Below are 22110 nucleotides of genomic sequence, written 5' to 3'. Positions count from 1 at the left end.
CTCCTTGCTCCTTGCTCCTTGGCCTACTTCTCCGCCCGGCTGGCCTGCAGGGTGCGGGTGAGCAGGGCGCGCAGGGCGGCGGGGCGCACCGGCTTGAGCAGCAGCTGGTAGCCGGCGCGCCTGACCTCCTCGGCCACCTCCTCGGTGCGGTCGGCGGTGATGACGATGCCGGGCACCGCGCCGGCCAGCCGCTCGCCGAGGGCCTCCAGAGCCATCAGGCCGGTGACCTCGTTGTCCAGGTGGTAGTCGGCGAGGATCGCGTCGGGGTCGCCGTCGAGGTGGCGCAGCACCGACTTGGCACCGCCGATGGAGGTGGCGGTGAACACCTCGCAGCCCCAGCCGGAGAGCATCGCCTTCATCCCCTCGAGGATCAGCGTCTCGTTGTCGATGCACAGGATACGCGTGCCGGCCAGCTTGTTGCCGGCCCGGCGCGGGGCGGCGGCCTCCTCGGCCTGCTCCGCCTCGCTGCGTGGGGCCACCACCGGCACGCCGACTGCGAACATGGTGCCGTGACCCTCCCGCGAGTACACCCGAATGGGGTGGTCCAGCACCCGGCTCATGCGGTCGGCGATGGAGAGGCCGAGCCCCAGTCCCTTCTCGCTCTCCTTGTGACGCGAGGCTTGGTCGAGGCGGCGGAACTCCTGGAAGATCTCCGCCTGCTTGGAGGCCGGGATGCCGGGGCCGGAGTCCCACACCTGGATGGAGAGCCGGTCGCCCTGGCGGCGGCAGCCCAGTAGCACGCGTCCCTCCTGGGTGTAGCGGATGGCATTCGATAGGAAGTTCTGGATGATCCGACGCAGCATCTGGGGGTCGCTGTCGACCCACTGGCGGGTCGGCACCACCACCAGGTCGAGGCCGCGATCCTCGGCCATCACCTCGAACTCGGCGCGCAGCGGGCGGAAGATGTCGGCCAGGGCGAAGTGGCTGCGCCGCGGGGTGAGGGCGCCGGCATCCAGCTTGGAGATGTCGAGCAGGGTGCCGAGCAGCTCCTCGGCGGCCTGCAGCGAGCCATCGATATGGCCGATGGTGCGCTTCATGTCGTCGGCGTCCATCTCCTGGGAGAGCGCCGAGGTGAACAGTCGCGCGGCGTTGAGCGGCTGCAGGAGGTCGTGGCTGGCGGCGGCCAGGAAGCGGGTCTTGGAGGCGTTGGCATCCTCGGCCACCTGCTTGGCCTGGCGCAGCGCCTGCTCCGCCTCCGCGCGCACGCGGTTCTCCTGGCGCAGGGCGGCGTTGGCCTCGGAGAGCGCCTGGGTGCGCTCGCGGACCCGCTCCTCGAGGGTCTCGTTGGTCTCCTTGAGGGCGATCTCCGCCAGGCGGCGCTCGGTGATGTCCTGGTAGAGGGCGAAGAAGCCGAGTATCGCGCCGCTGTCGCCGAAGTGGGGGGTGTAGGTCACCAGCATGTAGCGGCGCCCCTCGGGGAGACGCAGCGACACCTCGAAGCTGACCCGCTCGCCGGAGAGCGCCTGCTCGATCCAGGGCTCACGCTCGCGGGCCATCTCGTCGGGGATCACCTCCTGCACCCGCTTGCCGATCACCGCGTTGCGGTCGATACCGAAGGCCTGCTCGTAGGCGCGGTTGGTGAAGAGGTAGCGGCACTCCTTGTCGAAGTAGGCGATCAGCGCGGGGACGTTGTCCGTGTAGATGCGGATGTTGTTCTCCGAGCGGATCAGCGCCTCCTCGATGCGCTTCTGCTGGGTGATGTCCTGGTAGGTGTAGACGAAACCGCCGCCGGGCATGGGGTTGCCCTGCACCTCCAGCACGCTGCCGTCCTGGCGGTAGCGCACATAGCGGTGGGGCTGTCCCTCGCGGATGTTGTCGAGCAGCAGCTGGACGTGCTCCTCGGAGTCGCCGGGGCCGTACTCGCCGTTGTGGGCGTTGTAGCGGAAGATCTTGTCGATCGGCGCGCCCACCCGGATCAGGTGGTCGGGGAAGCGGAACAGCTCCAGGTAGCGCTGGTTCCACACCACCAGGCGCAGGTTCTGGTCCACCACGCTGATGCCCTGGTTGATGTTCTCGATGGTGGCCTGGAGCAGGGCGCGGTTGAACTCCAGCACCTGGGAGGCCTCGTCGACGATGGAGATCACGTCGGAGATGCCGATGCCGCGCCCCTGTAGCGCCGAGTTGACCACGATGCGCGCCGAGGAGGCGCCGAGCACCGAGGCCAGGAAGCGTTCGGTAAACTGGATGACGTCGATGGAGGCGCGGGTGCCGTCCTCCAGCGGCTTGCCGCTACGCCGGGCGTAGTCGTCGAAGGCGCGGCTCACCTGGTGCGCGCCCAGGAAGCGCTCGCACAGCACCTTGAGGTCGCCCACCGTGGTGGCGCCGGTCCAGGGGCGGTTCACCGAGGTCTGGCGGGTCTCGACGCTGTCGACGAACAGCGAGGCCTGGATACGCTCGACCACCCGCTGGGAGGTGACCTGGGAGACAAAGATGTAGCAGAAGAGGTTGAGCCCCAGCGAGAGCATGACACCGTGGGTGAAGCCGTCACCCACGTTGAGGCCGAACAGCGAGGTGGGAGCGAGCCAGGCGACGCCGAAGGGGCCACCGCTCATCCAGCTCCCCGGCAGGACCCCGGCGGTGATCATCGCCGGCATCAGCAGGCTGTAGGCCCAGATGGCGAAGCCGGCGTTCATGCCCACGATCACCCCCAGGCGGTTGCCGCGCTTCCAGTAGAGCCCGCCGATCAGCGCCGGGGCGAACTGGGCGGCGGCGGCGAAGGAGAGCATGCCGATGGAGGCCAGCGAGGTGAACTCGCCGATCAGCTGGTAGAAGCCGTAGGCCATGGCCAGCACCACGCCGATGGTGATGCGCCGCGCGCGCAGCACCAGCCGGCCGTAGTCCCGGGCCTTGGTGTCGAACCAGCGCAGGCGGAACAGCGCCGGGATGACGATCTCGTTGGAGATCATGATCGACACCGCCACCGCGGCGACGATCACCATGCCGGTGGCCGCCGAGAAGCCGCCGATGAAGGTGAGCAGGGTCAGCCAGGTGCTGTCGGCGGCCAGGGGCAGCGCCAGCACGAAGGTGTCCGGCTCCACGTCGCCGCCGGCGAACAGGGTCAGGCCGGCGGCGGCCAGCGGCACCACGAAGAAGGCGAAGGCCAGCAGGTAGAGCGGGAACAGCCAGCGCGCGGTGCGCGCGTCGTCGCGATGGGTGTTCTCCACCACCGCGACATGGAACTGGCGGGGCAGGCAGAGGATCGCCAGCATGGCCAGCAGGGTCTGGGCCCAGAAGCTGCGGCCGAAGTCCTGCTCGGCCAGCTGGCGCTGCAGCTCCAGCTGGCTCTCGGCGTGGGCCAACAGGTCGCCCAGGCCGTCGAACATCCCCCAGGTGACGTAGGCGCCCAGGGTGACGAAGGCCACCAGCTTGACCAGCGACTCGAAGGCCACGGCGTGGATCAGGCCCTCGTGGTGCTCGGTGGCATCGGTGTGGCGGGTGCCGAAGAGGATGGCGAAGGCGGCCATCACCAGCGCCACGTAGAAGGCGGTATCGGCGAACAGCGGTGCGGTGGTGGCGTCGGTGTCGGCGGTCAGCACGCTGAAGGAGGTGGCCACCGCCTTCAGCTGCAGGGCGATGTAGGGCAGGGTGCCGATCAGCGCCACCAGGCTGGCGAAGGCGGCCAGCGACTGGGCCTTGCCGTAGCGCGAGGCGATGAAGTCGGCGATGGAGGTGACGTTCTGGTGCTTGGCGACCCGGATCATCTTGGCCAGCACCGGCCAGAACAGCAGGAAGGTGAGGATCGGCCCGACATAGATGCTGGCGAAGGACCAGCCGCCGCTGGCGGCCTGGCCCACCGCGCCGGAGAAGGTCCAGGAGGTGCAGTAGATGGCCAGCGCCAGGCTGTAGATGATCGGCCGCCGCTGGCTAGCGCCGTGGCGCCGGGCATGGCGATCACCATGCCAGGCGATGCCGAACAGCACGGCGATATAGAGCAGCGAGATGGCGACCAGCAGCCAGCCTGAGAACATGAGCTTCCTCCCTGGGTGTCGGCGCCCATTCTAGGGCAATGGCTCGCCGGAGGGCAGGCGCCCGGGTCAGTCGCTCTCCTCGCAGAGGGCGCGGTAGAGCGGGGCCTGCTCGCCGAGCCGGCGCATCTCGTCCAGGCGCGGTTCGCGCGCCTCACCCTCCAGCGGCAGGGTCTCGCGGGTGGCACAGTTCATCAGCCAGGCCTGGTGGCTGACCCGGTCCTGGACCTGCTTCTCGAAGCGATAGAGCAGGAACTCGACCTGCTTCTCGCCCCCCTGCTCCTGCACCGACATGCTCTGGGTATCGACCACGCTGAAGCCGGTGGTCATGGGGAAGAGGTAGGTCCAGGGGCGCCAGAACATGGCGTCCTGCTCGACCTGTACCACCCGTGCGCTGTCGGGCAGCAGGCCGCGCTTGTGCGCGTACCAGCTGTACTCGGTCTGGACCTGGTAGCCCAGCATGCCCAGGCCCGCCAGGGCGGGGATGAGCCAGCGCGGCAGGCGCTTGCCGCTGAGGGTTCTCAGCAGCAGGCCGATGCCCGCCGCGCCGAGGCCGGCGAAGACCGCCGCGATCAAGTGCCAAATCATGGGTCATCCTTGTCGTGATAGGGAAGTGTGCAACGCAATCGGGCTTCCCTGAGGAAGCCCGATCGGTAGAGGGTTGACCGGCCCGGCGAACCGGGCCAGGCGAGCCATTATGGCTCAGACGGAGCGGCAGGTCAGTGGCCGGTGGCCGTGCCGGCGCCCTTGGGATAGCGAACGCTCTCCACCAGGTCCTGGATCTCTTGGGGCGGCTCCTCGGTGGCGTTGGACACCAGGTAGGCGACCGTGAAGTTGAAGATCGCCCCCACCGCGCCGAAGGAGAGCGGTGAGATGCCCAGGATCCAGTTATCCGGGGTGTTGGGCAGCATGTTGGTCTCCGGCACGAAGAACCAGCCCAGGTAGGTGAAGATGTAGAGCAGGGTGGTCACAAGACCGGCCAGCATGCCGGCGACCGCGCCCTTGTTGTTCACCCGCTTGGAGAAGATCCCCATCATCAGCGCCGGGAACAGCGACGCGCCGGCGATGCCGAAGGCGAGTGCCACCGTCTGGGCGGCGAAGCCCGGCGGGTTGAGGCCCAGGTAGGTCGCCAGCAGGATGGCACCGGCCATGGAGATCCGTGCCGCCAGCATCTCGCCCTTCTCGGTGATGTTGGGGTTGATCATGTTGCGGATCAGGTCGTGGCTGATCGCCGAGGAGATGGCCAGCAGCAGGCCCGCGGCGGTGGAGAGGGCGGCCGCGATGCCGCCGGCGGCGATCAGGCCGATGACCCAGCCGGGCAGGTTGGCGATCTCGGGGTTGGCGAGTACCAGGATGTCGTTGTTGACGGTGAGCTCGCTGCCTTCCCAGCCGCGTGCCTCGGCGGTGTCGGCGAAGGCCTCGTTGCCGTCGTTGTAGAACTGGATGCGACCGTCGTCGTTCTTGTCGGTGAAGGTGATCAGCCCGGTCTCCTCCCAGGTGCGCACCCAGTCGGGACGCTCCTCGTAGAGGATGGCATCACCGGCGGCCGCCTCGTAGTCCTCGACCTGGCCGGCCATCTCCGGATAGACGGTGGTCATCAGGTTGAGGCGGGCCATGGAGCCCACGGCGGGGGCGGTGAGGTAGAGCAGGGCGATGAACACCAGCGCCCAGCCGGCGGACCAGCGTGCGTCGGCGACCCTGGGCACGGTGAAGAAGCGGATGATGACGTGGGGCAGGCCCGCGGTACCCACCATCAGCGAGAGGGTGAAGAGCACCATGTTGAGCTTGTTGTCGACATCCGCGGTGTAGTCGCGGAAGCCCAGGGCGTTGACCACCTCGTCGAGCTTCTCCAGCAGCGGCAGGCCGGACTCGGTGTGGGTGCTGAACATCCCGAACATGGGGATCGGGTTGCCGGTCAGCTGCATGGCGATGAACACCGCCGGGATGGTGTAGGCGATGATCAGCACGATGTACTGGGCCACCTGGGTGTAGGTGATGCCCTTCATGCCGCCGAACACGGCGTAGAGGAAGACGATGGCCGCGGCGATCCAGATGCCGGCGGTGTTGGGCACCTCGAGGAAGCGCGAGAAGGCCACGCCGGCACCGGTCATCTGGCCGATGACGTAGGTCACCGAGGCGACGATCAGGCAGACCACGGCCACCAGGCGTGCCGTCTTGCTGTAGAAGCGGTCACCGATGAAGTCCGGCACCGTGAACTTGCCGAACTTGCGCAGGTAGGGCGCCAGCAGCATGGCCAGGATGACGTAGCCGCCGGTCCAGCCCATCAGGAAGGTGGAGTTGGCGTAGCCCCCGGAGGCCAGCAGGCCGGCCATGGAGATGAACGACGCGGCGGACATCCAGTCGGCGGCGGTGGCCATGCCGTTGGTCACCGGATGGACGCCGCCGCCCGCGACATAGAAGTCCTTCGTCGAGCCCGCTCGGGCCCAGATCGCGATGCCGATGTAGAGGGCGAACGAGGCCCCTACGAACAGCAGGTTGATGGCAAATTGACTCATTCTTGGTTACTCCCCGAGGCCGAATTTCTTGTCGAGTTGGTTCATGCGCCAGGCGTAGAAGAAGATCAGGCAGATGAAGGTGAGGATCGAGCCCTGCTGAGCGAACCAGAAGCCCAGGTCGGTCCCGCCCACCGCGATGCCGGCCAGTAGCGGCCGGAACAGGATGGCGCAGCCATAGGAGACGAAGGCCCAGACGACCAGGCAGCCCGCGATGAGGCGGACGTTGGCCTTCCAGTATTCCGTTGAGTCGATTTTCTCTTCTGCCATGTCGTGTTCTCCACTTGTTGTTGAGCTAGGGAACTTGCGCAGTCGGTGGTTGGAGGATCACCAGAGCAATCGCACGGCCCCGGACCGGAAGGCGCAGTGGTGGCGTGCGATTGCCCTGCATGATTCAGGTGGATAGTGGTCAATGAGTGGCGAAAATGAATCCCAGACTTTCGTATCATGAGAGGAAAGCGATTCAATGCCTCTCCAACGATCTCTTTTATTTCAGTCGGTTGAGAGAGAGTGAGGTGGAAAATAGCCGGAGGGCGCAAGGCGGCATAGAACGATGGTATATCTCGCCATGATTGGACCTTTGTCTAGGGGGATGACGCAGGATAGGACCAAGGTCTAGGCGGCCGGCGGGGGAGACGATCGTCTAGCTTACCGGGTGGGTGTGGCGGTTGTTATGCTCCTTTCACGCACCGATGTGTCGTCGGCTCGAGCCACTGCCGATCACGCCTGCGGACACCAATAACAACGTCGCCGCCGTGTGTGGGTCCCGCTCCCGGGACTCGGGACGCGGCGCGGATCCGTGAGGTCATGCCATGGTCGATCTCGATCTCTCCCAGCCGCCCTTCACGCTGCTCGACGACGCCGGTCGCGAGCGCGTGCGTCAGGGGGTCGACCTGGCCTACTTCGACCGCGACGAGATCATCCTCGAGGCGGGCCATCCCGGCGAGTACGTCTTCCTGATCCACAAGGGCGAGGTGGCCGAGATCGACACCACCCAGCCCGCGGCCCGGGAGCGGATCGGCCACTACACCCAGGGCGACCTGTTCGGGGCCATCAGCATCCTCAACGGCAAGAGTCGCTATCGCTTCCGCGCCGAGCAGGAGAGCCTCTGCTACCTGCTGCCCAGCGCCCTCTTCCTGGCGCTGTGCGACGACTACCCGCCCTTCGCCGAATTCTTCCGCCAGACCCTGGCCCACAAGACGCGGCTGCTCACCGAGCAGCGTGCCGAGGGCGGGGTGACCATGGCCGGCTTCATGCTGGCGACGGTGGACGAGTGCATGCGCGAGCCGCTGGTGGTGCCGGCCACCACCACCATCGCCGAGGCGGTGGCGACCATCAACGAGCGCCACGCCGACTCGCTGCTGGTGGCCCGGGACGATGGCCACGGCATGGTCACCAAGACCGACCTGCTCAACGCCCTGGTGGTGGACGAGCGTGGCCGTGACTGCCCGCTGGAGGGGTTGGGGCGTGCCGAGCTGATCACCGTGGCCCCGGGCCAGTACCTGTTCGAGGCGCTGGTGATCATGACCCGCCACAAGGTGGAGCGGGTGGTGGTGATGCAGGGCGAGGCGCCGGCGGGGGTGGTGGAGCTGACCGACGTGCTCAGCTACTTCTCCAGCCGCAGCTACGTGGTGAGCCTGCAGGTGGAGCAGGCGGAGAGCCTGGAGGCGCTGGCCGCCGCCAGCCGCCGCACCCCCGAGCTGGTGCGGGCGCTGATGGCCCAGGGGGTCAAGCTGCGCTTCGCCATGGGGCTTCTGGCGGCGCTCAACGGGCGCATCATCAACAAGGCCTGGGGCTTCCTGGTGGACGAGCGCTACCACGGCGACAGCTGCCTGATGGTGATGGGCAGCGAGGGGCGCGGCGAGCAGATCCTCAAGACCGACCAGGACAACGGCCTGATCCTCGCCGACGACCTCGACTGGCCCGACTGCGCCGAGCAGATGCAGCGCCTCACCGAGACCCTGATCGAGCTGGGCTATCCGCCCTGTCCCGGCAACATCATGGTCTCCAACCCCGAGTGGGTGGGCACGGTGAGCCAGTGGCAGCGGCGCATCGCCCGCTGGATCGAGGCCCGCGACGGCGACAGCCTGATGAAGCTCGCCATCATGCTCGACTCCCATGCGGTGGCGGGCAACCCGGCGCTGCTCGACCGGGTGCGCGACGACCTCTTCGCCCAGTGCGCCGGCAACGAGCTGCTGCTCTCCTACTTCGCCCGCACCGCCCTGCGCTTCTCGACCCCGCTGACCCTGTTCGGCTCCCTGAAGAAGCCCCAGCACGGCATCGACATCAAGAAGGGCGGCATCTTCCCCATCGTCCACGGGGTGAGGGTGATGGCGCTGGAGCGCGGCATCCGCCCCACCTCGACCCTGGAACGCCTCGACGCCCTGGCCGAGGACGGCCGGCTGGAGCCGCGCTTCGCCGAGGACCTGGCCGAGGCGCTGTCGCTGTTCACCGAGCTGCGCCTGCGCCAGCAGCTGGCGCGCCGCGAGGGCGACGCCGAGGACACCCGCCCCGACCGCGTGGTGGTCCAGGAACTCTCCTCCCTGGAGCGCGACCTGCTGCGCGAGGCGCTGCATATCGTCAAGGACTTCAAGCAGCGCCTCTCCCACCGCTTCCACCTGGAGTATTCATGACCCGACGGAACGACAACGACACAAGGAGACCGTCATGCTCAAGGCCTTGAGGCGCGCCGCGGACCGGCGCCGCCACGCCGATGGCGAATATGCCTGGCTGTTCCATCCCTACACCGGCGACGAGATGGTGGTGATCGACACCGAGACCACCGGCCTGGATACCCGCAGCGCCGAGCTGGTGTCGATCGCCGCGGTGCGCGTGCGGGGCGACCGCATCCTGACCAGCGACTCCCTCGACCTGCGCCTGGCGCGCCCCGCCTCGCTGACCAGCGATTCCATCCGCATCCACGGCCTGCGCGGCGTGGACCTGGCCAACGGCGAGAGCGTCGAGGCGGCCCTGGCCCGGCTGCTCGACTTCGTCGGCAACCGGCCACTGGTGGGCTGGCACCTTGACTTCGACCTGGCGATCCTCAACCGCGAGCTCAGGCCGCGCTTCGGCTTCGAGCTGCCCAACGCCACCGTGGACGTGGCCCAGCTGTGGCGCCGCCGGCTGCGTCGTCGTCACCCGGAGATCGACGGCCAGCCGCGCTTCGAGCGGGTGGCGGAGCGCCTCGGCGTGCCGGTGATGGGGCGCCACACCGCCCTGGGCGACGCGGTGACCACCGCGCTGATGTTCCTGCGCCTGGAGCGCGGCCTCGAGCCGAGCGACCAGCTGGCCTGAGCGTCGGCGTCGCCTGAGGGCGCCGCCGATGGTAGGATGGCGCCCTCTCCACTTTCGCCCGCACTGGCAGCGCCAAGACCCATGCAAGACGCCGTGACCTTCGATCCCCGCGAGCATCAGGGGGCTCCCGCGACGCCCGCCTCCGCCACCCCCGACCAGAAGCCCGCCGCCGAGGCCCCGGACGCCCGGGAGAAACGCGAGTTCAACAAGCTGCAGAAGCGCCTGCGGCGCCAGGTGGGCAACGCCATCATCGACTACGGCATGATCCACGATGGTGACCGAGTGATGGTGTGCCTCTCCGGCGGCAAGGACAGCTACACCCTGCTGGAGATCCTGCGCAGCCTGCAGCGCAACGCCCCGGTGGACTTCTCGCTGGTGGCGGTCAACCTCGACCAGAAGCAGCCGGGCTTCCCCGAGCACGTGCTGCCCGAGTACCTGGACGGCATCGGCGTCGAGTACCACATCCTCGAGCGCGACACCTACTCGGTGGTCAAGGAGAAGACCCCCGAGGGCAAGACCACCTGCGCACTCTGCTCGCGGCTGCGGCGCGGCTCCCTCTACGGCTTCGCCGAGGAGATCGGCGCCAACAAGATCGCCCTGGGGCACCATCGCGAGGACATCCTCGAGACGCTGTTCCTCAACCTCTTCTTCGCCGGCAGCCTCAAGGCGATGCCTCCCAAGCTGCTCTCCGACGACGGCCGCAACATGGTGATCCGGCCGCTCGCCTACTGCCGCGAGGCGGACATCGCCGAGTTCGCCCGGCGCATGGCCTTCCCGATCATCCCCTGCAACCTGTGCGGCTCCCAGCCCAACCTGCAGCGCCAGGTGGTCAAGGAGATGCTCGCCGAGTGGGAGGCGAAGCACCCCGGGCGCCTGGAGAGCATGTTCAATGCGGTGACCAACGTCGCCCCCTCCCAGCTGGCCGACCGCGAGCTCTTCGATTTCGCCGGTCTGGAGGCGAAGCAGGCGAATATGCAGGCCAGGCGGATCGATATCTTGAACGAGTAGGTCAGCGACAAGCAGTGACCTTCAAGGAACCCCCTGACTAAGCGCTATCGCCGATGGCTGACTCGCTCAAGGCTGTTCCGGCGACTGGCCTTCGAGGGGGCGCTGTGAACCCGTCCATGGGCGCTACCTCGGCCATCCCTGGTCCTCGGACCCCCTCTACGACCAGTCCCCGGCGCCTCTCGCTACGAGTCATTGCGATACACCTGTTGGCTGGCTCCTCATGCCGCCTTGCAGCTTCAGTGCGCACCCTCTTCCTCGGCCAGGCGGGTGAGCGCCGTCAGGTCGAGGATGTTGACCTCGCGGCCGGAGACCGCCACCAGCCCCTGGCTCTGGAAGCGGCCCAGGATGCGGCTCACCGTCTCCACCGCCAGCCCCAGGTAGTTGCCGATGTCGGCCCGGGACATGGAGAGGCGGAAGCTGTAGGGGGAGTAGCCGCGGCGGCGGAAGCGCTCGGAGAGGCTGGTGAAGAAGCTGGCCAGGCGCTGGTCGGCGGTCTTGCGCGACAGCAGGCGCATCATGCGACGGTCGTCACGCAGCTCCTTGCTCATGCTGCGGTAGAGCTGGCCGCGCAGCTCCGGCAGGGACTCGGAGAGGTGATCCAGGCGATCGAAGGGGATCTCGCAGACGGTGGTGGTCTCCAGCGCCACCACGGTACCGGGGTAGTGCTCCTCGTCGATGCCGTCGAGGCCCACCAGCTCGCTGGGCAGGTAGAAGTTGGTCAGCTGGTCCTCGCCGCTGCCTTCGGTGGTGACCTGCTTGAGGCTCCCCGAGCGCACCGCGAAGACGCTGGTGAAGGGGCTGCCCTGGCGGAACAGCGCCTCGCCCTTCTTGAGTGGCGCCCGGCGGCGGATGATGGCGTCGAACTGGTCCATGTCCTCCACCTCCAGTGCCAGCGGCAGGCAGAGCGAGCTCAGGCTGCAGGTCTGACAGCGCGTCTCCTGCAGCACCGAACGCCGTCGGCCGGTGAGGGTGTCCGCCATGGCCCTTTCCTTCTTGATCGTGGTCATGGGGCCATTATGGAGCAAAGCGCGGGCAGGGCAAACCACCCCGAAAGGGGTAGGGGCTCGCCAGGCGCTGTCTCCGGCGCCGTTCGCCGGAGGTGTTTCGGCGTCAGGCCTTCGGCAGGACGCCCAGGCCCTCCAGCACCCGCGGCAGCCGCCAGCGCCCCGCCTCGGTCAGGCGCAGGGTCTCGCCGAGGCGCTCCATCAGCCCCTCGGCGAGCAGCGCCGGCAGGCCCTCGCCGATCGTCTCCTCCCGTGGCAGGCCCTGGCCGCCGAGCAGCCCCTCGAGGATCGCCCGGCGTCGGTGGCCGGCGTCGTCGAGGCGGCAGCCGGCGGCGGTGGGCAGCCGACCGGCGTCGAGGGCGGCCTCGTAGTCGCCGAGGGCCTCGGCGTTGCGCACCCAGAGATCGCCCAGCCGCGTGGTCGCCCCCACCCCCAGGCCCAGCAGGTCGCCGGCGGGGCCCGCGGAGAAGCCCAGCGGGCCGTGGCCGAGCGTGGCATCGGCCAGCGCCCGGGCCAGGCGGTCGTCGGGGCGGGCGTGCAGGCCGAGGCCGACATGCACATAGCCGGCCGCGGCCAGGCGCTGGCGGGCCTCGGCCACCAGCCGGCCCCGGCTGGCGGCATCGGGCAACCAGTCGCGGTGGATGGCGCGCTGGTCGGGGTGGCGCTCGGGGTGGTGGTCGTAGCGGGTGAGGCGGATCCGCGCCGGCGCCATGGCGATCAGCTGCTCGAGGGTATCGGCGAGGCCCGCCGGGGTCTGGAAGGGCAGGCCGAGCATCACCGAGAGCGTCAGCTCGCGGAAGCCCAGGCGGTCCGCCTCGTCCACCAGCGCCTCGGTCAGGGCGCGGGGCTGTACGCGGTTGATCGCCTGCTGCACGCGCGGGTCGAGTTCCGCCACGCCCAGCGTCAGGCGGTTGAAGCCCAGCGCCTGGAGGTGGCGCAGGGTAAGCATGTCCGCCTCGCGGGGGTCGAGCTCGATGCTGAAGTCGCGCTCCCGGGCGCCGGAGAGCCCGAAGCGGGCGTCGAGGCGGTCGAAGAGGTCGCTCATCTGGTCCAGGGCCAGGAAGGCGGGGGCGCCGCCGCCCCAGTGCAGGCGCGTCACCGCCGGCAGCCCCGCCAGGCGACGTCGCGCCAGCACCATCTCGCGGTCGAGCCGCGACAGGTAGGGCTCGGCCTGGCGGCTGTCCCGGGAGGGCACGCGCCGGCTGGCGCAGAAGCGGCAGGCCTGGCGGCAGAAGGGCAGGCGCACCTTGAGCGCCAGCGGGGCCTCGGCGGGACGGCCGGCCAGGGCCTCCTCCAGGGCGGCGGCGCCGATCTCGGGGCGGTAGTCCCGCGGGGTCGGCGTGCAGACCTGGGCCGCCGCGACCAGGTCGCCACCGCCGGTCGACGGCAGGGTCCCGTCGGGATCGGCAGCCGGGGGGCGCTGGGCAGGGACGGACATGGGCAGGCTCCGGGTTGTGGGCATGCTCTCATGCTAGGGGTGCGCGGCCCGACCGGCGTTGAGCTGCGTCAATCCGGCGTGGAATAGTCGCTAACCGGCGTGGAAACCCGAGTGGACGGGCAGCAGCGTCCACAGCTGCCAGAGGGCGAAGGCGATGATCGACAGCGCGGCCAGAGTGCGGGTCGCCGGGTGGCGGATCAGGCCGGCGAGCTGGCGGGCGGCGAGGCCGGTGGCCAGCAGCGCCGGCAGGGTGCCGAGCCCGAAGGCGCCCATCAGCGCCGCGCCGTGCAGCGGGTCGGCCACCGCCAGGCTCCAGGCCAGCATGGAGTAGACCAGGCCGCAGGGCAGCCAGCCCCACACCGCGCCCAGCGCCACCGCCTGGGGCACCCTGACCACCGGCATCAGCCGCCGCCCGACCGGCTCCAGATGGCGCCACAGGCGTCGGCCCAGCGCCTCGACCCTGAGCAGCCCCTTCCACCAGTCGGCGATATACAGCGCCATCAGGATCAGCATCAGCGCGGCGAGCCCCTGCAGGACGAGGCGGGCGGGGGCGGTCAGCGAGAGCAGGGTACCCAGCGCCGCCGCCAGGGCACCGGCGATCATGTAGCTGGCGATGCGTCCCAGGTTGTAGCCCAGCAACAGGCCGGTAAGGCGTGCCGGGTGGCGCATGCTGGGGGGCACCGCGAAGGTCAGGGCACTCATGATGCCGCCGCACATGCCGATGCAGTGGGCGCCGCCCAGCAGCCCGAAGACGAAGGCCGCGGCGAGCGGCGGCAGGTCGAGCCCGGTGGGGTCCATCAACGCCCCTCGTCGTCGGGACCCGCGGCCGGCGACTCGGCGCCGTCGCCGGTGTCGTCCCGGGCTTCCCCACTCCGGCGCGGCTCGGCGGGGCGGTCGTTGTCGTCGTCATCGAAGAGGATACGGTAGGCCGGTCCCTCCAGGTCCTCGAACTGGTCGTGCTTCACCGCCCAGAAGAAGGCCCACACGGCCAGTCCCAGCAGGATCAGCGACAGCGGGATCAGCAGGTAGAGGATGCTCATGCGTTGGCCTCCCGGGAGGATGCGGTCGGGGCCGCGGCGTCGCCGGCGCGGGGGCCGCGGAAGCGATTGAGGCGCAGGGCATTGCCCACCACCACCAGGGAACTGGCCGACATGCCGATGGCGGCCAGCCAGGGCGGCACCAGGCCGATCGCGGCCAGCGGCATCGCCGAGGCGTTGTAGACCACCGACCATAGCATGTTCTGGCGCATCACCCGGCGGGTGGCGCGGCACAGCGCCACCGCCTCGGGGATGCGCGTCAGGCGCGGGCTCAGCAGGATGGCGTCGGCGCTGGTGCGGGCCAGGTCGGTGGCGCCGTTCATGGCGATGGCGACATCGGCGCCGGCCAGCACCGGCACGTCGTTGATGCCGTCGCCCACCATGGCCACCTTCTCGCCGTCGGCCTGGCACTCGCGGATGCGCTCGAGCTTGCGCTCGGGGCTGGCGCCGCCCTCGGCGGTGCCGATGCCGAGGCGCGCGGCCAGCGCCTCGGCCGCCGCCGGGGTGTCGCCGGAGAGCAGCTCCACGGCCAGGCCCTGTGCGGCCAGGGTGGCGATGGCCTCGGCGGCGTCCTCGCGCACCTGGTCCTGCAGGCGGAACCAGCAGCGCGGCTCGCCGGCCTCGGCGAGCAGCAGCCACTGCCCCTCCCCGGGGGCGGCCGGGGGGCTGGCCGGGGCGGCGAAGTCGGGCCGGCCCAGGCGCCAGGCGCGGCCCTCGATGCGTCCCTCGAGGCCCAGGCCGGGACGGCTGACGACATCCTCGGCGCGACGGCTGGCATCGCGGAAGGGCTGGAAGGCGCGCGCGATGGGGTGCTCGGAGCGCGCCTCCAGGGCGGCGGCCAGGCGCCGCGCCGTGCCGGCGTCGAGCTCGCTCAGCGGGCGCGTCTCCACCAGGCTCATGCGCCCCGTGGTCAGGGTGCCGGTCTTGTCGAGGATCACTCGGTCGACCTGGGAAAGCGCCTCGATGGCGTCGGCACGGGTCACCAGCACGCCGCGCCGGCGCAGCTGGCCGTGGCCGGCGGTGAGCGCCGTGGGGGTGGCCAGCGCCAGGGCACAGGGGCAGGTCACCACCAGCACCGAGAGGGTGATCCACAGCACCCGGGAGGGGTCGATGAACCACCACACGATGGCCACACCGAGGGCCACGAACAGCAGGCGCAGCACGAACAGGTGGGCCATGCGCGCGGCCATCTGGGCCAGGCGCGGGCGGCTGGCGAAGGCGCGGTCGGTGAGGTCGACGATGCCGGAGACCCGGGCGTCGCGGCCGGCATGGGTGACCCGCACCACCAGCGGGCTCTCCACGTTGTGGCTGCCACCGGTGACGGTGTCGCCGACGCCGCGGGTCACCGGCAGGTACTCGCCGGTGAGCATCGATTCGTCGAGGCTCGATTCGCCCTCCTCGACCACGCCGTCGGCGGGCACGGCGTGGCCCGGCTTGACCAGCACCCGGTCGCCGGCGGCGAGCTCGCCGGCGGGCAAAATGCGCTCCTCGCCCGCCGCGGTGAGGCGGATTGCCGAGAGGGGCAGGGCGCCGGCAAGGGCGTTGCCGGTATGGCCGCTGCGACGCCGGGCGCGCGCCTCCACGTAGCGGCCGAAGAGCAGGAAGAAGGTGAACATCGCCACCGAGTCGAAGTAGACCTCCCCCTGGCCGGCGAGCACCGCATAGCCGCTGGCCAGGTAGGCGCCGCCGATGGCGATGGAGACCGGCACGTCCATGCCCAGCACCCGGGTGCGCAGGTCGCGCAGCGCGTTGCGGAAGAAGGGCAGGGCGGAGAAGAAGACCACCGGGGTCGCCAGGGCGAAGGAGAGCCAGTGGAACAGCGCGTTGAAGTCGGCGCTGATCTCCCCGGGGCCCGCCACGTAGATGGGGATCGAGAACATCATCACCTGGGCCATGCCCACCGCGGCGACGATCAGCCGCCGCACGGTCATGCGCTCTTCGCGCTGCAGGCGCGCCTGGGCCTCGTCAGGCTCCCAGGGCTGGGCCTGGTAGCCGATGGCCGAAAGCTCGGCGAGGATCTGCGAGAGCCTGAGGCGCGCCGGGTCCCAGCTCACCCGCACCCGGTGGTGGCTGAGGTTGACCGCGCTGGAGGCCAGCCCCGGAAGGGCGTTGAGGCGATGCTCGATCAGCCAGGCGCAGGCCGCACAGGTGATGCCGTCCACCGCCAGGGTGGCGTGGACGCGGCCGCTGTCGTCGCCCTCGGGATGCACGAACTGGCGCTGCAGGCCGGGGTCGTCGAACACCGCCCAGGTCTCGGCGCGGGCGGCATCACGATCCTCGGGACGCTCCGGCAGCTCGATGCGGAAACGGTAGTAGCTGGCCAGACCGCCGTCGACGATGGCGTGGGCCACCGCCTCGCAGCCGGGGCAGCACAGCGGATGGCGGCTGTCGTCCAGAGTGATCGACCAGGGGGCCCCCGCGGGCACCGGGGTGCCGCAGTGGTAGCAGGGGCGCGCCTGGGGCGTGTCGGCGTTCTCGCTCATCGCGGGGCTAGAGGCCCGGCTCCAGCTCGGCCTCGTCATCGCTGGGGAAGCTGGCCTCGCCGGTCAGCCGCCATTCGGCCCCTTCGCCGGCCTCGGGCTGCAGCTGCAGGTACCAGCGGTGGCGCAGCGGCTCGTCCAGGGTGGTGACGTAGCGGCCCTCGCGGACATGCTGGAGGGTCAGCTCGCGATCGAAGTCGCTGTCGGTGGGGAAGATCAGTGCCAGGTGCAACCGCTCGGGCTGGCGCGGGCCGGCGAGGTCCACCACCACGTCGCCGGTGCGGTTGTCCACCCGCAGGCGGGCGGCCAGGCCCAGCGCCTGGGCGTGCTCCTGCTTGGCGAGCTGCTCGTTGATCGCCAGGCCGCGCTCGTAGTAGTCGCCCCCCACCGAGCCGTCGTAGAAGCGGATCGAGAACGCCAGGTAGATCATGCTGAAGGTGATCGAGGAGAGCAGCAGGCCGATCAGGAACCAGGGCCAGAACTGCTTGTACCAGGGCTTGATGTCGTCGCTCATCTTATCTCCGCAGGTCGCCGAGGAAGCGTGCCTCGCGCTCCAGGCTGATGTCGGGGGCCGCCTCGGCGGTCAGTCGCAGGGTGATGGCGTGGCTCGGCTGCTCGATGGCCTCGGCCGGGGCGCTGAGGGTGATCACCCGCTGGCGCGAGTCGCTGGCCGGCACGCGGATGCTGTCGGCGTCGAGCGCCAGGCCGGGCAGGCCCGAGGCCTCGATGCGATAGGCATGCGCCTCGCCGTCCAGGTTGCGCACCGTCAGCGTGTAGGCGTTGCTGATGCGGCCGTCGGCGGTGGCCTGGAAGAGCCGGTTGCGGTCGCGCTCGAGGTCGAAGTCCAGCGGGGTCCGGTCGCCGACCGCCCACACGAAGAGTCCGATCATCACCAGCAGGGCGGCGAGGTAGCCCATCAGGCGCGGACGCAGGATGTGCGTCGGCTTGCCCTCCAGGGCGTTCTCGGTGGTGTAGCGGATCAGTCCGCGGGGGTAGCCCATCTTGTCCATCACGCTGTCGCAGGCGTCGATGCAGGCGGCACAAGTGATGCACTCGTACTGCAGGCCGTCGCGGATGTCGATGCCGGTGGGGCAGACCTGCACGCAGAGGTCGCAGTCGATGCAGTCGCCGTGGCCGGCCTCGCGGGCCTCGGCGTGGGAGAGGCTCTTCTTGCGAGCGCCGCGCGGCTCGCCGCGGGCGGCGTCGTAGGAGACGATCAGGGTGTCGCGGTCGAACATCACCGACTGGAAGCGGGCGTAGGGGCACATGTAGATGCATACCTGCTCGCGCAGCCAGCCGGCGTTGAGGTAGGTGAAGACCAGGAAGAAGCCCACCCAGAAGTAGGACCAGCCATGGGCCTCGAGGGTCGGCAGCTCCACCACCAGGTCGCGGATGGGGGTGAAGTAGCCGACGAAGGTGATGCCGGTGGCCAGGGCGATGGCCAGCCAGATGGCGTGTTTGGTCCCCTTGCGCCACAGCTTGTCGGCGTTCATCGGCTGCCTGTCGAGCTTGATGCGGCGGTTGCGTGACCCCTCCAGACGATGCTCGACCCAGATGAACAGGAAGGTCCAGACGCTCTGCGGGCAGGTGTAGCCGCACCACACGCGGCCGGCGAACACCGTGATGAAGAACAGCCCGAAGGCGCAGATGATCAGCAGCCAGGAGAGCAGCATGAACTCCTGGGGGTAGAAGGTGGCGCCGAGGATATGGAACTCGCGGCCCGGCAGGTCGAACCAGATCGCTGGCCGATCTCCCCAGGGCACCCAGGGCAGCACGAAGAAGGCCAGCATCAGCGCCCAGTTGGCGCTGCGGCGGACCTTCTGGAACAGGCCCTTGATCTCGCGCACGTAGATATGGCGGCGGCGGGCGTACATCTCCTGCTGCACCGTCTCCGCCGAGTAGGGGGTGACATCACGGGTGGGGATCTTGTCGCTCATGGCTGGCTCACGGCAGGAAGGGTGAGGTCCGAACGGGCTCGGGCCGGGACGCGCCTATTGTATCGACGCACCGCACAAACGAGAAAGGGTGCGACCTGGCGTCGCACCCTCTCCGTGCCTCATGGGCGGGTGTCTCAGTCCTGGTCGCGCAGGCTGTAGACGTAGGCGGCCACCAGGTGGACGCGCTCCTCGCCGATGTAGGCGGCCTGAGCCGGCATGTGGCCGTTGCGGCCGTTGCGCAGGGTCTGGCGCACCGCGTCGGCGACCTCCTGGCCGGGCTGCAGGTAGAGCCAGATGTCGTTGGTCAGGTTGGGGGCGCCCAGCGCCTGGTTGCCGGTGCCGTCGGGCATGTGGCAGGCGGCACACACCGAGGCGAAGGTCGCCGCGCCACTCTCGGCGCGCTCGGCGTCATGCTCGTTGCCGGAGAGCGCGAGCACATGCTGGGTGACGTTCTCGATGTTCTCCTCGCCGAGCTGCTGCCAGGAGGGCATCAGACCGTTGCGGCCGTTGTTGAGGGTCGCCAGGATGTTCTCCGGCTCGCCGCCGTAGAGCCACTCGTCGTCGGTCAGGTTGGGGAAACCGTAGCCGCCCTGGGCACCGGAGCCGTGGCACACCGCGCAGTTGTTGAGGAAGATGCGCTCGGCCACCTGCATCGCCTCGGCGTCCTGGGCGAGCTCGGGGATCGGCACCTCCTGGTACTGGGCGAAGATCGGCGTGAAGCGCTCCTCGGCGCGCTCGACCTCCTCTTCCCACTGGCCCTCCTGGCTCCAGCCCAGCACGCCGGCGAAGTTGCCCAGGCCCGGATAGAGCACCAGGTAGCCCAGCGCGAAGATCACCGTGCCCACGTAGAGCTGGAACCACCAGCGCGGCAGCGGGTTGTCGTACTCCTCGATGCCGTCGGCGGCGTGGCCGGTGGTGTCGACGTTGCCTTCGGCATCAGGGGTCTTGTCGGTCTTGCGGTTGGCGTAGAGCAGCCAGAAGGCAATCCCGATGGAGCCCAGCGTGATGACGATGATCCAGGCGCTCCAGAACCCGGAAAGGGAGTCACCCCAGAGATTGTTCATGTGTTCCTGTCTCCCTTGTGCTTGCGGGAATCGGCCCCGTTCGGCGAGGCGCTCGTGTCACGGTTCGGTTGCTCGTCATCGTCGGCGAAGGGCAGGTTGGCCGCCTCGTCGAAGTCCGGCTTGCGCCGCTTCGAGTAGGCCCACACCGTGATGCCGATGAAGGTCACGATCAGGATGCCGGTGACGATGCCGCTGACGGTGCCGCTATCCATGTCATTGGTCCTTGAGGACGGTGCCCAGCTGCTGCAGGTAGGCGATCAGTGCGGTGATCTCCTGCTCGCCGCGAACCTCGCGGGTGGCGTTCTCGATCTGCTCATCGGTGTAGGGCACGCCGAGGGCACGCAGGGCACGCATCTTCTTCGGGGTGTCCTCGCCGTCGAGGGTGTTCTCGAACAGCCACGGGTAGGCGGGCATGATCGACTCGGGGACCACGTCACGCGGGTTGTACAGGTGGGCGCGGTGCCAGTCGTCGCTGTAGCGGCCACCGACGCGGGCCAGGTCCGGCCCGGTGCGCTTGGAGCCCCACAGGAAGTTGTGGTCGTAGACGGTTTCGCCGGCCACGGTATAGGGGCCGTAGCGTTCGGTCTCGGCACGGAACGGGCGCACCATCTGGGAGTGGCAGCCCACGCAGCCTTCGCGACGGTAGATGCCGCGTCCCTCGAGTTCCAGGGCCGAGAGGGGCTCGAGGCCCTCCACCGGCTCCGTGGTCTGTTTCTGGAAGAACAGCGGCACTACCTCCGCCATGCCGCCGAAACTGATCACCACCAGGATCAGCACGGCGAGCAGGCCGACGTTCTTTTCGACGATCTCGTGTCTCATTGGAAGTCTCGTTCCCTTAGGCTCAGGCGGTCTGCGGAAGCGGCTGGCGAGCACCCTCACCGCGCTTGACGGTCATGGTGACGTTGTAGGCCATGATCAGCATGCCCACGACCCAGCACAGGCCGCCGATCATGCGCACGATGTAACCCGGGCCACTGGCCTCGACGGCTTCGACGAAGGTGTACATCAGGGTGCCGTCGGGGTTGATGGCGCGCCACATCAGGCCCTGGAGGATGCCATTGACCCACATGGAGGCGATGTAGAGCACGGTGCCGATGGTGGCCAGCCAGAAGTGCACGGCGATCAGGTTGACCGAGTGCATCTCGGTGCGGCCGAACAGGCGCGGGATCAGGTGGTACATGGAGCCGATGGTGATCATCGCCACCCAGCCCAGGGCGCCGGCGTGGACGTGGCCGATGGTCCAGTCGGTGTAGTGGGAGAGGGCGTTGACGGTCTTCACCGCCATCATCGGGCCCTCGAAGGTGGACATGCCGTAGAAGGAGAGGGCCACCACCAGGAAGCGCAGGGTCGGGTCGGTGCGCAGCTTATGCCAGGCGCCGGAGAGGGTCATCATGCCGTTGATCATGCCGCCCCAGGAGGGGGCCAGCAGGATGATCGACATGATCATGCCCAGCGACTGCGCCCAGTTGGGCAGGGCGGTGTAGTGCAGGTGGTGCGGGCCGGCCCACATGTAGACCATGATCAGCGCCCAGAAGTGGACGATGGAGAGCCGGTAGGAGTAGACCGGGCGTTCGGCCTGCTTGGGCACGAAGTAGTACATCATCCCCAGGAAGCCGGCGGTCAGGAAGAAGCCCACCGCGTTATGGCCGTACCACCACTGCACCATGGCGTCGACGGCGCCGGCGTAGACAGAGGTCGCGAACATCGGAGTGACGGGAATCGCCGCGTTGTTGACGATGTGCAGCACTGCCACTGTCAGGATGAAGGCGGCGAAGAACCAGTTGGCCACGTAGATGTGGGAGGTCTGGCGCCGCTTGATGGTCATCAGGAACACGACGGCATAGCTGATCCAGACCACGGCGATCAGGATGTCGATCGGCCACTCCAGCTCGGCATACTCCTTGGTGGAGGTGAAGCCAAGCGGTAGGGTGGCGACAGCGGAGAGGATCACCGCCTGCCAGCCCCAGAAGGTGAAGGCGGCCAGCCTGTCCGAGAACAGGCGTGTCTGGCAGGTGCGCTGCACCACGTAGTAGGAGGTGGCGAAGAGTGCCGAGCCGCCGAAGGCGAAGATCACGGCATTGGTGTGCAGCGGACGCAGGCGGCCGAAGCTCGTCCAGGGCAGTCCGAGGTTCAGTTCGGGCCAGACCAGCTGGGCGGCGAGGATGACACCGAGTGTCATGCCCACGATGCCCCAGACCACGGTCATGATCGCGAACTGCCGAACTACCTTGTAGTTGTAGGTCGGGTGTTCAAGTGCTGTGCTCATGTCGGGTTCCCATCGAACGCGGTAGGAGATAAAGCTGCGTCAGTTTGTCACGGACGCCGCCTCCCTGAGGATGATGCAGGTCAATTCGCGGGGGATTCTACCCC

18 protein-coding genes are annotated in these 22110 nt (G+C 68.9%); 3 read left to right on the top strand and 15 right to left on the bottom strand.

The window, feature by feature from the left end:
* Nucleotides 1-23: 23 nt before the first annotated feature.
* From Q673_RS20710 to Q673_RS20695, 4 genes are all read right to left on the bottom strand, one after another.
* Nucleotides 24-3968: a hybrid sensor histidine kinase/response regulator gene (locus Q673_RS20710; protein WP_023004535.1), complete on the bottom strand. Its 3945-nt coding sequence runs from the start codon at nt 3966-3968 to the stop codon at nt 24-26.
* A 66-nt stretch (nt 3969-4034) separates the two neighbouring features.
* Nucleotides 4035-4553, bottom strand: a complete 519-nt coding sequence (locus Q673_RS20705) for a hypothetical protein (protein ID WP_023004534.1) — start codon at nt 4551-4553, stop codon at nt 4035-4037.
* A 131-nt stretch (nt 4554-4684) separates the two neighbouring features.
* The gene (locus Q673_RS20700) at nt 4685-6481 is read right to left on the bottom strand and encodes a sodium:solute symporter family protein (protein WP_023004533.1); all 1797 of its coding nucleotides are present in this window, start codon (nt 6479-6481) and stop codon (nt 4685-4687) included.
* Between the two features lie 6 nt (nt 6482-6487).
* Complete coding sequence (locus tag Q673_RS20695; RefSeq protein WP_023004532.1) at nt 6488-6748, bottom strand: DUF4212 domain-containing protein; 261 nt, start codon at nt 6746-6748, stop codon at nt 6488-6490.
* A gap of 542 nt (nt 6749-7290) precedes the next feature.
* Between Q673_RS20695 and Q673_RS20690 the strand changes: the two genes are divergently transcribed.
* The 3 genes from Q673_RS20690 to ttcA all read left to right on the top strand — a co-directional run bounded on the left by Q673_RS20690 (nt 7291) and on the right by ttcA (nt 10780).
* The gene (locus Q673_RS20690) at nt 7291-9111 is read left to right on the top strand and encodes a DUF294 nucleotidyltransferase-like domain-containing protein (RefSeq protein ID WP_023004531.1); all 1821 of its coding nucleotides are present in this window, start codon (nt 7291-7293) and stop codon (nt 9109-9111) included.
* Between the two features lie 34 nt (nt 9112-9145).
* Nucleotides 9146-9772: a 3'-5' exonuclease gene (locus Q673_RS20685; protein WP_023004530.1), complete on the top strand. Its 627-nt coding sequence runs from the start codon at nt 9146-9148 to the stop codon at nt 9770-9772.
* A gap of 81 nt (nt 9773-9853) precedes the next feature.
* Nucleotides 9854-10780, top strand: a complete 927-nt coding sequence (gene ttcA / locus Q673_RS20680; protein WP_023004529.1) for a tRNA 2-thiocytidine(32) synthetase TtcA — start codon at nt 9854-9856, stop codon at nt 10778-10780.
* 236 nt (nt 10781-11016) lie between these two features.
* On the opposite strand, the gene fnr is transcribed toward ttcA, so the two are convergent.
* The 11 genes from fnr to ccoN form a co-directional block, all read right to left on the bottom strand.
* The gene (gene fnr / locus Q673_RS20675; RefSeq protein WP_023004528.1) at nt 11017-11760 is read right to left on the bottom strand and encodes a fumarate/nitrate reduction transcriptional regulator Fnr; all 744 of its coding nucleotides are present in this window, start codon (nt 11758-11760) and stop codon (nt 11017-11019) included.
* Nucleotides 11761-11890: 130 nt separating this feature from the next.
* Nucleotides 11891-13222: a radical SAM protein gene (locus tag Q673_RS0117905; RefSeq protein ID WP_023004527.1), complete on the bottom strand. Its 1332-nt coding sequence runs from the start codon at nt 13220-13222 to the stop codon at nt 11891-11893.
* 90 nt (nt 13223-13312) lie between these two features.
* Nucleotides 13313-14020, bottom strand: a complete 708-nt coding sequence (locus tag Q673_RS20670; RefSeq protein ID WP_023004526.1) for a sulfite exporter TauE/SafE family protein — start codon at nt 14018-14020, stop codon at nt 13313-13315.
* Nucleotides 14020-14262, bottom strand: coding sequence for a cbb3-type cytochrome oxidase assembly protein CcoS (gene ccoS / locus Q673_RS36890; protein WP_023004525.1), 243 nt, complete (start codon nt 14260-14262; stop codon nt 14020-14022). Before ccoS ends, Q673_RS20670 begins: the two co-directional genes overlap by 1 nt.
* On the bottom strand, nt 14259-16742 hold the full coding sequence (locus Q673_RS20660; protein ID WP_023004524.1) for a heavy metal translocating P-type ATPase: 2484 nt from the start codon (nt 16740-16742) through the stop codon (nt 14259-14261). The genes ccoS and Q673_RS20660 overlap by 4 nt, the downstream gene beginning before the upstream one ends.
* Before the next feature lie 7 nt (nt 16743-16749).
* The gene (locus tag Q673_RS20655) at nt 16750-17253 is read right to left on the bottom strand and encodes a FixH family protein (protein ID WP_023004523.1); all 504 of its coding nucleotides are present in this window, start codon (nt 17251-17253) and stop codon (nt 16750-16752) included.
* Between the two features lies 1 nt (nt 17254).
* The gene (ccoG, locus tag Q673_RS20650) at nt 17255-18676 is read right to left on the bottom strand and encodes a cytochrome c oxidase accessory protein CcoG (RefSeq protein WP_023004522.1); all 1422 of its coding nucleotides are present in this window, start codon (nt 18674-18676) and stop codon (nt 17255-17257) included.
* Nucleotides 18677-18810: 134 nt separating this feature from the next.
* Nucleotides 18811-19740 (bottom strand): cytochrome-c oxidase, cbb3-type subunit III, encoded by a 930-nt coding sequence (gene ccoP / locus Q673_RS20645; protein WP_023004521.1) that lies wholly within the window; start codon nt 19738-19740, stop codon nt 18811-18813.
* Nucleotides 19737-19952: a CcoQ/FixQ family Cbb3-type cytochrome c oxidase assembly chaperone gene (locus Q673_RS20640; RefSeq protein WP_023004520.1), complete on the bottom strand. Its 216-nt coding sequence runs from the start codon at nt 19950-19952 to the stop codon at nt 19737-19739. Before Q673_RS20640 ends, ccoP begins: the two co-directional genes overlap by 4 nt.
* Before the next feature lies 1 nt (nt 19953).
* Nucleotides 19954-20559: a cytochrome-c oxidase, cbb3-type subunit II gene (gene ccoO / locus Q673_RS20635; RefSeq protein ID WP_023004519.1), complete on the bottom strand. Its 606-nt coding sequence runs from the start codon at nt 20557-20559 to the stop codon at nt 19954-19956.
* 22 nt (nt 20560-20581) lie between these two features.
* Nucleotides 20582-22006: a cytochrome-c oxidase, cbb3-type subunit I gene (gene ccoN / locus Q673_RS20630; RefSeq protein WP_023004518.1), complete on the bottom strand. Its 1425-nt coding sequence runs from the start codon at nt 22004-22006 to the stop codon at nt 20582-20584.
* Nucleotides 22007-22110: the final 104 nt, after the last annotated feature.

Source organism: Halomonas sp. PBN3 (genome assembly GCF_000475415.1).
In the GTDB taxonomy this organism is placed as follows: Bacteria; Pseudomonadota; Gammaproteobacteria; order Pseudomonadales; family Halomonadaceae; genus Halomonas; species Halomonas shengliensis.
Note: the sequence above shows the minus strand (reverse complement) of the source record. Positions and strands in the feature narration are given on the sequence as shown.